This is a genomic window from Streptomyces sp. NPDC029044 (assembly GCF_040637495.1).
Classification (GTDB): Bacteria; Actinomycetota; Actinomycetes; order Streptomycetales; family Streptomycetaceae; genus Streptomyces.
This window is the reverse complement of the sequence record NZ_JBEZWN010000109.1, coordinates 1-13,948: the sequence shown is the minus strand read 5'-3', so window position 1 is coordinate 13,948 and position 13,948 is coordinate 1. Positions and strand designations below refer to the sequence as shown.

Genomic DNA, 13,948 nt, shown 5'->3' with positions numbered 1-13,948 from the left:
TCCAGGTCGCCGTCCTGGTCCGCGATCAGCGTGTTGAGGTCGTCCGCGATGAGCGCCGGGGCGATGCCCCCGGCGGGCCTCTCCGTGGTTCCGCACGGCGCGCCAGCGGCTGGTTCAGCCCTCCTGAACCCCCGGCCGCCGCCGCTGCGACCACCACATTCCGGCCACGCCCGCCGCGAGCAGCGACGCGCCGGCCGCGCCCAGCGGCAGCAGATCACGGGCCGGGCCGGTCTTCGGCAGCTCCTTCCCTCCCGGCCCCGCCGGCTCGTTGTCGGTGCCGAGCAGCAGGGGCGTGGCCGGAGCGTTCGGCGACGGGTTGCTCGTGCCGAACGGCACCGGGCCCTGCTGCCAGAAGGTCTTCTTCCCGTCGCCCGTCTGCACGGGCAGACAGATCTTCCCGGTCTTGCCGAGGTCGAACGTCGCGTCGACGGCGTACGACTTCGACTCACCGGCCGCGAGATTGCCGATCGGGCATGCGAATCCGCTGTTCGAGCCTTCCGGAAGTCCGTTCTCGGGTATCGCCGAACATCCCTCGACAGCCTTGACGACAAGACCGTCGAAACCTACGACCAACAGCCTGATCTTCCCGCTGTCCTTGCTCCCCTCGTTCTTCACCGTGGCGGTAATCGCCGTCTTTTCCGAGCCGTTGTCGACCGAGATCTTCCCGGGCAGCAGCGTGGTGAGCTTCACCCCGGCCGGTGCCTCGTCAACTGCCTTTCCCCCCTTGCCGCTCGGCGGCCCTTCGTCCTCGGCCCCGGCTGGACCGGAAAGGATCAACACCGCCGAGAAAGATGCCATGACCAGCGATCCCGCGACCGCTGTCGAACGAAGAGAACTCATGTTCGCCCCCCCTTGCGTCCCCCTGGGCTGCGCCTGAATTCGCAGCACTGAAAGAGGTACCACAAGATTTCCCCGCACTATCCTGGTACGGCGCGAAGTGTGACCGTTGTGTTTCACTGGAGTCGGTCGCGGTGTCGTGGAGGGGGTGCAGCGGATTGCCGGGAAATGCGAACAGCGGCGGTGTTCCAGGGATATTGGTGACGGGGCGCTATCGGTTGGTCGAAAGTATCGGCCAGGGGGGAATGGGGCGGGTGTGGCGAGCCGCCGACGAAATACTCGACCGGCCGGTCGCCGTCAAGGAAATGCGGATCGACGGTCTCGACGCGGAGGACAGCGGGACCCGTCGCGAACGCACCCTGCGCGAGGCCAGGGCCACGGCCCGGATCGACCACCCCAATGTCGTACGGGTCTACGACGTGGTCGAGGAGGGCGAACGCCTCTGGATCGTCATGGAGTTGGTCGCGGGCCGCTCCCTCGAACGGATCCTCGCGGAGACGGGCCCGCTGGGCCCCGGTGAGACGGCCCGCATCGGCCTCGGTCTGGTCGCGGCGCTGCGGCAGGTGCATGAACGGGGCGTACTGCACCGCGACATCAAGCCCGGCAACGTACTCGTGGAGCACGCGGACGGGGTGGCCGGATCCGGACGCGGCAACGGCACCGGTTCCGGCCGCGGAGGGCGGATCGTCCTCACGGACTTCGGGATCGCCGCGATCCAGGACGCCAAGGCGCTCACGATGGTCGGCATGCTGGTCGGCTCGCCCGACTACATGGCCCCCGAGCGCATCTCCGGCCGCCCCCAGGGCCCGCCGTCCGACATCTGGTCCCTGGGCGCGACCCTCTGCGCTGCGCTGGGCGGCCGCTCCCCGTTCTCCCGCGACACCACGCTCGCGACCCTGCACGCGGTCCTGTACGAGGAGCCGGAACTCCCCGCCGCCGCAGGCCCGATGCGGGACATCCTGACGTCCCTGCTGGCGAAGGAGCCGTCGGCCCGCCCGGACCTGGAGGCGCTGGAGACGACGCTGCGACCGGTGGCGTTCCCGGTCCCGACACCGACGGTTACGGTCGGGCTGGGACCGGGGGAGCCGGGGCCGGAACGGGTATGGGAGCCGGAGCCGGAACGCGTAGGGGAGTCGGGGCCGGCACGCGTAGGGAAGCCGGAGTCGGCACGCGTACGGGATTCGGGGCCGGGGCCGGAACACGTACGGGAGTCGGGGCCGGAACGCGTAGGGAAGCCGGAGCCGGAACGCGTAGGGGAGCCGGAGCCGGTGCCGGAACGAGTACGGAAGCCGGAGTCGGAACGCGTACGGGAGCCGCGGCCGGAGCTGGAGCGGACACTGGAGCCGGAGCCGGAGCCGGAGCCGGAGCCGGAGCCGGAGCCGGAGTCGACGTCCGAGGCGGGCGAGGAGTCCGCGCCACCCCCGCGGCCATCGGCCGCCCCTGATCCGGAAACCACCCTCGGGCGCAGCCAACCGGCCCCGCAGCAGCGGCAGTCGCAGCCGCGGGCACCGCTGCCCACGCCCCCGCAGGAATCACCGACCCCCGCCTACCTCCCGGCACCCCGCGACCCCCGCCGGCCCGCCCCCGCCCCGGGCCCGCGCCACCACCCCGCACACACCACACCCACGGAGACGCCCGCGAAGCCCCGGGGCCCGGTTTCCCTCACCCGCGCCCAGGCGGAGACCGAGCGCCGCCCCCTCCCCGCACCCACACCGATGCCGCCGGGCGAACTCCCCGGCCCGGCCGTCCCGGCCGCGCCCGGCGCGCGTCCCCGCCCCGGCGGGAGCCGTCGCCGCAGGGTGCTCACCGCCGCGGCAGCCGTCCTCGCCACCGCCGGCACCGTCGCCGGCATCCTGCTGGCGACGTCAGCAGGCTCACCGGGAGACGACGGCACGCCCCGCGCCGGATCCTCCGCGTCCGCGTCCGCGCCGGCCGCCGGCGGCACCACCACCGCCCCCTCACCCACCGTCGAGGGCACCACGAGGCCGCAGACCCTGCCGCCCGGCACACACAGGGAGGCGGGCGGGTTCGCCTGGGCGACACCGGACGGCTGGCGGCGGGACGTGAAGACGGGCGCGGAGGTGCACTACACCTCCCCGGACGGCGCCCAGGAACTGGTGGGCAAGTCCTCCCTGGCCCGCGGCGACCTGCTGGAGACCTGGCAGACCTCGGAGCGCAACGCCCAGCAGGGCCAGGACTACCGCAAGATCCGCCTGGAGGAGACCACGTTCCGCGGCCACCCGGCGGTGGTCTGGGAGTACACGTTCACGCTGAAGGGCGTCCACTGGCACGCCCGCCTGCTCGGCTTCAACGTGACCGGCAAGTCGTACCAGGTGAACACGTGGTACGACGCCGGGAGCGAGCAGGAGGCACTCGCCGTCTACGAGAAGGTCAGGGACAGTTTCACGGTGCTGTAAGCGGCCGCGGGAAAAGCGAGAGGGGCCTGCGGCGCGTGCGTCAGCACGCACCACAGGCCCCTGTTCACGGCGAACGGAGAGGCGGTGGCGGCAGGATCAGCCGGCCGGCACCTCGCTGCGCTCCTCACCCTGAGCCTGCGGGGCATCGGCGGCCGGCCGGCCCCCGCGCAGTCCGTTCTTCACGAAGGCGATGACGAGCACCACCGCGGCGACGAGCAGCGACAGCAGGATGGTCCGGCGCCCGTCGTGCTCGGTGTCGGTGAGCATGTAGCCGAGGATGAACACGATCAGCGCGGCGGTCGCCCAGGTCAGGTACGGGTACAGCCACATCTTCACCACGAGCTTCTCGGGCGCCTCGGCCTTGATGATCTTCCGCATGCGCAGCTGGGAGAAGCAGATCACCAGCCACACGAACAGCGCGACCGCGCCGCTGGAGTTCACCAGGAACAGGAAGACGGAGTCCGGGAACTTGTAGTTGAAGAACACCGCGACGAAGCCGAAGGCGACGGAGGCGAGGATCGCCGTGCGCGGCACGCCGTTGGAGGTCGTGCGGGCGAAGGCCTTCGGGGCGTCGCCGCGCTGGCCGAGGGAGAAGGCCATGCGGGAGGCGGTGTACAGGCCGGAGTTCAGACAGGACAGCACCGAGGTCAGCACGATGAAGTTCATGATCTGACCGGCGTGCGCGATGCCGAGGGAGTCGAGCGCGGCGACGTAGGAGCCGTCCTTGGTGATCGCCTTGCTGTCCCACGGAAGCAGGCACACGACGACGGCGATCGAGCCGAGGTAGAAGACGGCGACACGCCAGATGATGCTGTTGGTGGCCTTGGTGACGGCCTGCCGGGGGTTCTCGGACTCACCGGCGGCCAGGGTGGCGATCTCGCTGCCCATGAAGGAGAAGACGACGAGCAGCACACCGGTGAGGATGGCGCCGGCCCCGTTGGGCAGGAAGCCGCCGTGCTCGGTGAGGTTGCTCAGCCCGGCCTGCTCACTGTCCACACCGGGCAGCAGCCCGAAGACGGCCAGCCCGCCGATGACGATGAACGCGGCGATGGCGACGACCTTGATGCCCGCGAACCAGAACTCGAACTCGCCGTAGGAGCCGACGGAGACCAGGTTGGTGGCGGTCAGCACCACCATCACGATCAGGGCCCAGCCCCACTGGGGCACGGCCGGGATCCACCCCTCCAGGATCACGGCACCGGCGGTCGCTTCGACCGCCAGCACCACGACCCAGAAGAACCAGTACAGCCAGCCGATGGAGAAACCGGCCCAGGAGCCGAGGGCCCGGTCGGCGTGTGCGGAGAAGGAACCCGAGGTCGGGTTGGCGGCCGACATCTCGCCGAGCATCCGCATCACCAGCACCACGAGCGTGCCGACGAGTGCGTACGACAGCAGGATGCCGGGCCCGGCGGTGGCGATACCGGAGCTGGACCCGACGAAGAGTCCGGCGCCGATGACACCGCCGATGGCGATCATCGAGAGATGCCGGTTCTTGAGCCCGGCCTGCAGCCCGGAGCCCTCGGCTCCGGGTTCTCCGGGGCCTCCGGGGTCGTTTCCGGTCTTGTTCAGAGTCGGCTGCGAGGTCATGGAACGGATTTCCTTTGCGCCGGGGAGCTGTACTTCCGCACGAAACGCACGAGCCGCACGAACGGGGTGTTTCGCGGCAGGGCGGTGTACGGGGGGCTCGCACGAGCGGTGTACGAGCCGGTCCAGTGAATCGGAGGCGAACGATGAGGAGAACCTTTGAATCCAGATTGTTACTTGAGGTTTTCCTGAGGTTCAGTAATGCGGCTCACATTTGCCTCGGGTTTTCATGAGCGCCACCCCGCGCGCCTTCCCCGAAACACCCGTGTCACACTCGTCCCATGCGCGTGTACCTCGGCTCGGACCATGCGGGCTACGAACTCAAGAACCACCTCGTCGAGTGGCTGAAGCAGGCGGGTCACGACCCCGTCGACTGCGGGCCGCACATCTACGACGCCCAGGACGACTACCCGCCCTTCTGCCTCCGTGCAGCGGAGCGAACGGCCGCGGACCCCGAGGCCCTCGGCGTCGTCATCGGCGGCTCGGGCAACGGCGAGCAGATCGCCGCGAACAAGGTCAAGGGCGTCCGTGCGGCCCTCGCCTGGAGCGAGGAGACGGCGTCCCTGGGCCGCCAGCACAACAACGCGAACGTCGTCGCGGTGGGCGCGCGCATGCACTCGCAGGACGAGGCGACCAAGTTCGTGGAGACGTTCCTCGGCGCGCCGTTCTCCGGTGATGAACGTCACATCCGCCGGATCGACATGCTGTCCGCCTACGAGACGACCGGCGACCTGCCCCCGATCCCGCCGCACCACCCGCAGCAGTAGCCGACCCGCTGGCCGCAGCCACCCGCCTTTTCAGAGCCGGGCTGGGCAGGAGCCACGTCGTAGGCGGACGGCCGGAGCCGTCGCCCGGGCGGGGCAGGAGCCGTGTGTTCACGCAGGCGCGACTGTTGCTCGCGGAGCGGGAGCAGCGCACCGCGGCGGGGCCGCGAGTTCTGCCGGAGTGACTTGCGCCCCGTGGCGGGGCCGCGAGTACTGCCGGAGCGTGACTTGCGCCCCGCGGCGGGGCCGCGAGTACTGCCCTGACCGGTAGCTGCGCTCCTTGGCAGGGGCGCGAGTTCTGCGCTGAGCGGTAGCTGCGCTTCCTGGCGGGGACGCGAGTTCTGCCCCGAGCGGGGGAGTTGCGCTTCCCGGCAGGGTCTGAGCCTCTGTTGGGGTCGTAGCAGACCCCGTGGGGGTCCGGGGGTGGAGCCCCCGAGAGGGGTGCAGGGGACGCAGTCCCCGCCGGGGCCCGGGGCGGAGCCCCGCGACTCCAGCCTCCTGAGGAACCGTGTCGGGTGGGTGGGCGGGAAAGCCCTGGGGCCCGGGGCAGAGCCCCGCGACCTCAGCCTTCTGACGACCGTAAGCCCGGTGGGCAGCGGCAACGATCCAAGGGAGAACCGTGCCGGAAGGCCACACCATCCACCGCCTCGCCCAGGACTACGCGACCGCCTTCCTCGGCACGAAGCCCCGCACCACCAGCCCCCAGGGCAAGTTCACCCCCGCCGCCGCCCTCCTCACCGGCACGGAACTCACCCACACCGAAGCCCACGGCAAACACCTCTTCCTCGGCTTCCGCGACACCGACTGGATCCACATCCACCTCGGCCTCTTCGGCAAGGTCACCTTCGGTCCGGCCCCGGAACCGCCCCCCACCGACACCGTCCGCCTCCGCCTCACGAACGACACCACCTATGTGGACCTCCGGGGCCCCACCACCTGCGCCCTCATCACGCCCCCGGAGAAGCAGGCGATACACGACCGCCTCGGCCCCGACCCCCTCCGTGACGACGCCGACCCGGACACCGCGTACCGCCGCATCACCCGCAGCCGTACGACGATCGCCGCGCTCCTCATGGACCAGAAGGTCATCGCCGGCGTCGGAAACGTCTACCGCGCGGAGGTCCTCTTCCGGCACCGCATCGACCCGTACCGCGCCGGCAAGGACATCACTCCCACCGAGTGGCACGCGATCTGGACCGATCTCGTCGACCTCATGCACGAGGGCGTCCGCAACAACCGCATCGACACCGTCCGCCCGGAGCACACCCCGGAGGCGATGGGCCGCCCGCCCCGCGTGGACGACCACGGCGGCGAGGTGTACGTCTACCGCAGGGCCAACCTCCCCTGCCACATCTGCGGCGGCGAGATCCGCACCGCCGATCTCGCCGCGCGCAACCTCTTCTGGTGTCCGTCCTGCCAGCGCCCCTGAGCACCCGAGCCGGTGAGACCCCCCGCCCTCAGAAGCCGTGCGGCAACCACGGAGCCACGGCGGCCCCGAACCCCAGGGAGGCCTCCGCCAGCGCCCCCCGCCGCACCTCCCGGACACGCCCCGCCGTCCCCAGCGAGGCCAGCGACACACCCCCGAGGTACGCGGCCCCCAACTCCCGTACGGACAGCGCCAGGTCCGCCGCATCCGCCGTACGCTCGCAGGACGCGCCCTTCGCATCCCCGCTGAGCCGCCAACGCCCGGAGTTCCAGGGGCAGAACGCGTCCTCCACCTCGAACACCACGTCCACCGGCGTCTGATAGGTCCGCGCCTCCAGCGCGGCCCCCAGGTCCACCGGCCGCAGGTACAGCGAATCCAGCAGCCGCGGCCGGCACCGCCGGATGTCGGACACCCAGTGCCGCCACGCGTCGTCCACCGGCCGGCCCCGCCCCCGCAGCACCAGCGACGACGTCAGGTCGATGCCGAACAGGAACCGCCACAGCGCCGCGTCCGCCGCGGGGTCCAGCGCGGCCGAGTTCTCCAGGATCACCGAGCCGTTGGGGCCGGCGGCCTCCCAGTCCGGTTTGACGCGGTACCGCGCGTACCCGACCGTCTCGCCGTCCCGCTCGGCGAGGACGCACTGCAACGGAGACGCTCCTCCCCGGTCGCTCTCCGGATCGAGCACCTCCAGCCGCTCCCAGCCGGGCTGCCGGGCCAGCATCCCGGGCCGCGAGGGGACCAGCCGGGCGTACAACGCCTCGCACACGTCGAGCACATCGGCGGGAACGGCGTAGCGCACGCGCACGTCATCCGTGCCCGCGGGCAGGGAGGTGAGCCGTACCCGGGTCGTGTCGATCTCGGCCGTCAACTGGAAGGTGGCCGCCCCGTATCCGAACCGGCCGTAGATCGCCGGTTCGGACGCCGTGAGCACGGCCAGCGGCTCACCCGAGGCCCGGACGTCGTCCAGTTGCCGCCGCATCATCGACGTCAGCACCCCGCGCCGGCGATGGGTGGCGGCCACGCTGACCATGGTGACGCCCGCGGCCGGTACCGAGGCGCCGCCCGGCACCGTGAGCCGGAAGCCGAACGCCCCGGCCGTCCCCACGCACTCGTCCCCGTCCCAGGCGGCCAGCGAACGGTCGACCTCGGTCAGCGAGTTCCACAACTCCCGCTCCTCGGTGGACTCCGGCACCCCGCCGAAGCCCCGGATCAGGGTGTCGTACCACTTGTCCCATTCATCCCGCCGAAGTACCCGGAGGTCGGCCGCGGAACCGGTCGCGTCAGTCGCCATGGACCATGCCTACCAGGGCGATGCGGGACGAGCGAGGGAATTTCTCCCGGGTGGCGGCACAGCGGCGCACCGTGAAGTTCACTGTGAAGTCGGCCCTCGGACGGGGGACAAGTGGGACCTCCCGTGCCAAGCGGCTGGTCCGATGGATAGGGTCCCGAACTAATGGCAGAAGGACGAGAGCGGCGCGCGGAAGCCGAGACGTTCACGGCCCGGTTGAAGAAGCAGTGGCACCGGGTCCGCGTCGGCGTGCGCCGAGCCGCCGTGGACTACTTCCGCGGCAACGGCTCGGACTGGATCGCCCTGGTCGGTCTGCTCCTGACCGTCCCGCTGATCGCGGCTGCGACCCTGGCGAACTCGGTGTGGTTCTCACCGGCCGCGCTGGTGCTGCCCGTCGTCGTGGGCGGGCTGCTGCTGCGCCCGGCGAGCCTGCTCGGCCTCTACGCGGCCGCGGCCACCGCGCTGATCGTGGAATCGGTGCAGCTCGGCCCGTACACGGAGGGCCCGTCGCGGGTCACCCCGGGCGTCGTGCTCGTGGTCGCGGCCTGCGGCTTCTTCGGGCTGCTCCTCGCCCAGTTCCGCAGCCGGGTCGGTGTGCCCTGGCGGCGCGGCGGCACCATGCTCTTCGACCTGCGGGAACGCATCCGGGTGCAGAGCAAGCTGCCCGACCTGCCGGGCGGCTGGCACCGGGAGATGGCCCTGCGCCCGGCGGGCGGTCAGTCGTTCTCGGGCGACTTCGTGGTGGCGGCCCGTACCAACGGCGGCCGCACGCTCGAAGTCGTCCTCACCGACGTGTCCGGCAAGGGCATGGACGCGGGCTCCCGCGCCCTGTTGCTGTCCGGCGCGTTCGGCGGCCTGCTCGGCTCCCTCCCGCCGCACGCTTTCCTCCCGGCCGCCAACGGCTACCTCCTGCGCCAGGACTGGGACGAGGGCTTCGCCACCTCCATCCACCTGGTCCTCGACCTGGACTCCGGTGACTACGAGCTCTACTCCGCGGGCCACCCGCCGGGCCTCCAGCTCAGCGCCGGCACCGGCCGCTGGGAGGAGAAGGCGGCCGAGGGCCCGCTCCTCGGGGTCTACGACGGCGCCCAGTTCGACCCGGTGAAGGGTTCGCTGCGGCCGGGCGACGTGCTCATGCTGTTCACGGACGGCCTGGTGGAGACCGCCGACCGCGACATCGTCGAGGGCATCGACCGCCTCACCGGCGAGGCCGACCGCTATGTGGCCGGCGGCTTCCACGGTGCCGCCTGGCATCTCATCGAGGCGGTAGCCAAGGACGTCAACGACGACCGGGCCCTGCTGCTGATCTGCCGCGACGGACCGACGGCGGCCACCCCGCGCTGAGATGGGGTTCTCCCCAGGGCCGACCGGGCGGTCATCCACCAGGTGCGGCCTGGGTTCTTCCCAGGGCCGGCCGGGCGGTCGTCCACATGGTGCGGCCTGGGTTCTCCCCAGGGCCGACCGGGCGGTCGTCCACATGGTGCGGCCGCACCCCGGGTCCGTACGTTCGAGACACACCGGCGCACCGGTGCGGACGACTCGAACACCGTCATGGCGGCCGTCCTCGGCGGCTTCGCGGCGGTCGCCGCCGTCAACACGCTGGTGATGACGGTCCTCGACCGCCGGGGCGAACGCGGCACGCTCCGCCTGCTGGGTTCCACCCGCCGCCAGGTGCTGCGCACGGTCCGCTGCGAAGCGCTCCTGGCCGCCGTCGCGGGCATCGCGCTCGGCACGGCGATCCCCCCGGCCACGCCGGTGCCGATGACGAGGGGCCTGACGGGCCGGGGGCCGTACGTCCCGCCGCTCGTGTACGGCTCGTCCGCCGCCGCGATCCTCGTCCCAGGCCTGGCCGCGGTCACCTTGCCGGCCCGGGCGGCGCTGCGCTGGGAGACACTGGAGCAGTGACCGAGACATCCCGTATGACCCTGGCCCAGGTCGAGGCCACCGCCCGCGCCGCGCACACCGGCCAGAGAGACAAGGCGGGACGGCCCTACGCCGAACACCTCCGGGCCGTGGCGGAGGGCGTACGGGCGCGGGGCGGCGACGAGGAGCAGATCGCGGCCGCCTGGCTGCACGACGCCGTCGAGGACGACGCCCTGACCGACCGGTGGCTGCGCGAGGCCGCGCTGAGCAGCCGTACGAAGGACATCGTCCTCGCGGTCACCAAACGGGCGGGGGAGCCGCCGGAGGCGTACGCCGCGCGGATCCTCGCCACGCCCGGGGCGCTGCTGGTGAAGGAGTCGGACCTGGCGCACAACGCTGACCCGGCCCGCCTCGCGGTCCTCGACGAGGCGACCCGCAAACGACTGACCGAGAAGTACGCACGGATGCGCGCACTTCTCGGTCTCGTGGGGTGAATCCCGCTGTGCGGGTCAGGCGTTGACCTTCTCGCGCTCACGCTCGCGCCGTTCGCCGCTCTGGCGTTCGCGGGCGAGTTGGGCGGCGTCCTTCTTGAAGGCCCAGTCCATCTTCGGCTCCATCGCGAACCGGAACGTGCGCTGCACCGGCTTGGTGCACAGCACGGTCACGACGGCGGCCGCGAGGACGGTCACGAAAATCTCACCGGCCGGCCGGTGCAGCCAGGACGCCTCGAACCAGCCCTGGTAGTCGCCGGCCTTCACCAGGAAGCCGTGCAGCAGGTAGCCGTAGAGCGTGCCGGCGCCGAGGGCGGTGAACCACATGTGGCGGCGGGGCACCCAGGCGAAGAAGCAGGCGGTCAGCACCAGGGAGCAGCCGAACATCGCGAGGACCATGACCGGGCCGGTCCACCACGGGGCGCCCAGCTCCTGAGCGGCGTCACGGTGGTAGAACCACGCGGTGTTCATGCGCGGCACCGCCCACCAGCTGAAGGCCAGGGCGACGGCGAACACCGGCACCGAGGCGATCCGCACCGAACGGCGGCGCACCATGTGGAAGTGCTCGGGCTTCATGACCAGGCCCAGCACGAAGAACGGCAGGAACTGCAGGACGCGCTGCAGATCCAGGTCGTCACCGATCTCCGGGGTGACGGTCGCCAGCATGGCGAGACCCAGCGCGAGCGGTAGCGGCCAGCGCACCAGATTCCAGATGGGGGTGGTCAGACGCCAGATGAACAGCGCGACCAGGAACCAGGTCAGGTACCAGGGATCGAGGAGGCTGATCTCCTGGTGCGGGTCGTTGTCGATGACCCGCTTGAAGAGCGGATAGGCCGTCTCGAAGATGATGTACGGCACGGCCACGCCGGTGATCAGGCGCTTCAGCCGGTCGGGCCGCATGTCGAAACTGCGGGAGAAGTAGCCGGAGATGAGGATGAACGCCGGCATGTGGAACGCGTAGACGACCTGGTACGCCGCCTCCAGTATCCGGCTGTCACCCTTGAGCGGCTCCCAGGCGTGGCCCATGGCCACCAGCACGATCGCGAGGTACTTCGCGTTGTCGAAGAACGCGTCGCGCTGCTTGCCGTTCTGCTTCTTCTGCGTGCTGTGCGGCGAGCGCGGGCTCGGCACTCCGTCGGCCGGTGACTGTGCCGGGGGAAGTGGCGCCCTGCGGTCGCCGTTCGGTCGCAGCGAGTTCGTCACAGACCCTCCCACCAGGAGCTCGGGGAGACGATCCGGGACCTCGCTGCGCGTGCGGGGGACGAGGCAGCGTGGAACATCTGAGGCACCCTAGCGTTCCCAACAGCTATTCGTAAAACGCCGGAAGTGATTCCTGGCTATTCGCTGCGGGTACCCCGGATTACGGGTAGTTGACGTCACTGTCGGAGTGATGGCCGACACATCCGCCGATGGCGGATCGCGTGCACCGCCTAGGCCCTGATTGTCATGACACTTCCGGACTAAGTGACGCATAAGACCAGCAGGCGACTCCAGCGGAATGTCCGCTTCAGTCGTCTTCCGGCCCCGGTTCGAACGGCTGTTGAGAGGCTTGTGGCAGCAATTCGAATTAGCTGCGAACGCGTTGTGTGGAGACGGAAACGATACGGTCGAATTCCCTGTGCGGGTGGCTGGTCGAATTGTCGTGCGACTCCTCGGCGTTGAGACCTTGCACACAAACGTCCCCGAGCGGGTGGATGCGACACGTGTGTGGTCGATGCGTCACCGGCCGCATAGCCCGGCCGTGTTGGTGGCACGATGGTTCTGGCGGGGGTGCGCGGGGTCGCGTCCCCGGGCCGGGAGAGCGGACCGACCGAGGGTGTGTGATCAGTTGTGGCCATTTCACTGTCTGTGGTGCTGCTGTTGGCGATCATCCTTGTGGTGTTGCTGAGAGGGGGATCCATCAAGGCAGGGCCGGCGATCGTGGCGATCCTCTTCGGCTTCTTCCTCGCCTCGACGGGCATGGCCCCGTCCATCAACCGGTTCCTCAACTCGATAGCGGAGACCATCAACTCCATCAGCTTCTGACCGGGCCGCCGACGCCTCCCCCCGTGCCCCGCGCCGAGGGCCCGGCGCAGGGGCGGTTACGCTCGCCCCGACCACAGGACGGTGCGTGACGGGGGGAACGTACAGGGATGGCGCTGCGCGATTCCGACCCGGCGGAGGTGGGCGGCTACCGCACCGAGGACCGCCTCGGATCCGGCGGCATGGGCGTGGTCTACCTGGCCCGCTCCGCCTCCGGCCGGCGCCTCGCGATCAAGGTCGTGCACAGCCAGTACGCCGACGACGACGAGTTCCGCACCCGTTTCCGCCGCGAGGTCGCCGCCGCCCGCCGGGTCAGCGGCGCCTTCACCGCCCCCGTCGTGGACGCCGACGCCCCGCACCCCTGGATGGCCACGCTCTACATCCCGGGCGCCGACCTCGGCACGCACGTCCGTGAGCACGGCCCGCTCCCGCTGCCCCGCCTGCGGGGCCTGGCCGCCGGCCTCGCCGAGGCCCTGCGCGACATCCACCGCGCCGGAGTCGTCCACCGGGACCTGAAGCCGGCCAACGTGATGCTCGCCGAGGACGGCCCCCGCGTCATCGACTTCGGCATCTCCCGCGCCGCCGAGTTCGCCGCCTCCGACGTCCTCACCCAGACCGGCCGCGGTGGGGGTACCGCCCGCTCGAGCGAAGTCGAGAGTGGGGGAGGGCACCCCGCCCTTCATGTCCCCGGAGCAGTTCGCCTCCCCGCAGGACGTCGGCCCGGCCGCCGACATGTTCTCCCTCGGCTCGGTCCTCACCCACGCCGCCACCTGCCGCGGGCCGTTCGACAGCCCGAGCCCCTACGCAACGGCCCTGCGGGTCGTCGAGGGCGAACCGGACCTCACCGGCGTCCCCGCCGAACTGCTCCCCTTCATCCGCCTCTGCCTGGAGAAGCACCCGAAGGACCGCCCCGCCGCGGACGAACTGTTCACACTGCTCCGCGAGGGCGGCACCCCCGGGGGCCCGGTCCTGGCGCCCGGCACCCGCGCACCGCGCCCGGTGCGTCCCTGGCCGGGTGCCCGGCCGACCGAGCCGGCCGGCACGGCGTGGCCCGACGCGGCCCGCACCGAGCGGAGCGAAACGCCCCACGCGCCCCCCGCCGAGGCGGACGGCGGACCGGACGCCGGGCGGGGCCGGGGGCGGGGCCCCCGGCCCCCCACAACAACCCCGGAACAGCACCGCCCCCCCCCGGACCAGGGCGTCACCGCCCGCCAGCGCGTCCCGGCCCGCGCCAGGACCAACGCCGGACCCGTCGA

At 71.2% G+C, this 13,948-nt stretch carries 10 protein-coding genes and 2 pseudogenes; 8 read left to right on the top strand and 4 right to left on the bottom strand.

Going from position 1 to position 13,948, the window contains the following annotated elements:
• Positions 1 to 114: 114 nt before the first annotated feature.
• Positions 115 to 840, bottom strand: a complete 726-nt coding sequence (locus AB0E85_RS38510) for a hypothetical protein (protein ID WP_361937423.1) — start codon at positions 838 to 840, stop codon at positions 115 to 117.
• A 194-nt stretch (positions 841 to 1,034) separates the two neighbouring features.
• Between AB0E85_RS38510 and AB0E85_RS38505 the strand changes: the two genes are divergently transcribed.
• A complete protein-coding gene (locus AB0E85_RS38505) occupies positions 1,035 to 3,254 on the top strand; it encodes a protein kinase (protein ID WP_361937427.1) in 2,220 nt (739 codons plus the stop codon).
• A 96-nt stretch (positions 3,255 to 3,350) separates the two neighbouring features.
• On the opposite strand, the gene AB0E85_RS38500 is transcribed toward AB0E85_RS38505, so the two are convergent.
• Complete coding sequence (locus AB0E85_RS38500) at positions 3,351 to 4,841, bottom strand: amino acid permease (protein ID WP_361937421.1); 1,491 nt, start codon at positions 4,839 to 4,841, stop codon at positions 3,351 to 3,353.
• Positions 4,842 to 5,119: 278 nt separating this feature from the next.
• On the opposite strand from AB0E85_RS38500, the gene AB0E85_RS38495 reads away from it, so the two are divergent.
• Positions 5,120 to 5,605 (top strand): ribose-5-phosphate isomerase, encoded by a 486-nt coding sequence (locus AB0E85_RS38495; protein WP_361937418.1) that lies wholly within the window; start codon positions 5,120 to 5,122, stop codon positions 5,603 to 5,605.
• Positions 5,606 to 6,221: 616 nt separating this feature from the next.
• A complete protein-coding gene (locus AB0E85_RS38490; RefSeq protein ID WP_361937416.1) occupies positions 6,222 to 7,031 on the top strand; it encodes a DNA-formamidopyrimidine glycosylase family protein in 810 nt (269 codons plus the stop codon).
• 28 nt (positions 7,032 to 7,059) lie between these two features.
• Here the strand turns inward: AB0E85_RS38490 and AB0E85_RS38485 are convergent, their stop codons facing one another.
• Positions 7,060 to 8,319 (bottom strand): GNAT family N-acetyltransferase, encoded by a 1,260-nt coding sequence (locus AB0E85_RS38485; RefSeq protein WP_361937414.1) that lies wholly within the window; start codon positions 8,317 to 8,319, stop codon positions 7,060 to 7,062.
• A gap of 162 nt (positions 8,320 to 8,481) precedes the next feature.
• On the opposite strand from AB0E85_RS38485, the gene AB0E85_RS38480 reads away from it, so the two are divergent.
• The 3 genes and pseudogenes from AB0E85_RS38480 to AB0E85_RS38470 all read left to right on the top strand — a co-directional run bounded on the left by AB0E85_RS38480 (position 8,482) and on the right by AB0E85_RS38470 (position 10,673).
• Positions 8,482 to 9,660, top strand: a complete 1,179-nt coding sequence (locus AB0E85_RS38480) for a PP2C family protein-serine/threonine phosphatase (RefSeq protein ID WP_361937412.1) — start codon at positions 8,482 to 8,484, stop codon at positions 9,658 to 9,660.
• A 195-nt stretch (positions 9,661 to 9,855) separates the two neighbouring features.
• Positions 9,856 to 10,221: pseudogene (locus tag AB0E85_RS38475) on the top strand (FtsX-like permease family protein); the annotation flags it as partial.
• A gap of 14 nt (positions 10,222 to 10,235) precedes the next feature.
• Positions 10,236 to 10,673 (top strand): HD domain-containing protein, encoded by a 438-nt coding sequence (locus AB0E85_RS38470; RefSeq protein WP_361937425.1) that lies wholly within the window; start codon positions 10,236 to 10,238, stop codon positions 10,671 to 10,673.
• A gap of 15 nt (positions 10,674 to 10,688) precedes the next feature.
• Here the strand turns inward: AB0E85_RS38470 and AB0E85_RS38465 are convergent, their stop codons facing one another.
• Complete coding sequence (locus AB0E85_RS38465; protein WP_361937410.1) at positions 10,689 to 11,873, bottom strand: acyltransferase family protein; 1,185 nt, start codon at positions 11,871 to 11,873, stop codon at positions 10,689 to 10,691.
• A 627-nt stretch (positions 11,874 to 12,500) separates the two neighbouring features.
• On the opposite strand from AB0E85_RS38465, the gene AB0E85_RS38460 reads away from it, so the two are divergent.
• Together AB0E85_RS38460 and AB0E85_RS38455 are read left to right on the top strand one after the other, a co-directional pair.
• Positions 12,501 to 12,695 carry a hypothetical protein gene (locus tag AB0E85_RS38460; RefSeq protein WP_010041885.1) on the top strand — a complete coding sequence of 65 codons (195 nt, stop codon included), beginning with the start codon at positions 12,501 to 12,503 and terminating at the stop codon, positions 12,693 to 12,695.
• A gap of 85 nt (positions 12,696 to 12,780) precedes the next feature.
• Positions 12,781 to 13,619 (top strand): annotated as a pseudogene (locus AB0E85_RS38455) (serine/threonine-protein kinase); the annotation flags it as partial.
• Positions 13,620 to 13,948: the final 329 nt, after the last annotated feature.

Excerpts from the sequence above, each read along its gene's own strand:
- AB0E85_RS38510 (WP_361937423.1), bottom strand. The coding sequence starts at position 840 with ATGAGTTCTCTTCGTTCGACAGCGGTCGCGGGATCGCTGGTCATGGCA.
- AB0E85_RS38500 (WP_361937421.1), bottom strand. The coding sequence starts at position 4,841 with ATGACCTCGCAGCCGACTCTGAACAAGACCGGAAACGACCCCGGAGGC.
- AB0E85_RS38495 (WP_361937418.1), top strand. The coding sequence starts at position 5,120 with ATGCGCGTGTACCTCGGCTCGGACCATGCGGGCTACGAACTCAAGAAC.
- AB0E85_RS38485 (WP_361937414.1), bottom strand. The coding sequence starts at position 8,319 with ATGGCGACTGACGCGACCGGTTCCGCGGCCGACCTCCGGGTACTTCGG.
- AB0E85_RS38480 (WP_361937412.1), top strand. The coding sequence starts at position 8,482 with ATGGCAGAAGGACGAGAGCGGCGCGCGGAAGCCGAGACGTTCACGGCC.
- AB0E85_RS38470 (WP_361937425.1), top strand. The coding sequence starts at position 10,236 with ATGACCCTGGCCCAGGTCGAGGCCACCGCCCGCGCCGCGCACACCGGC.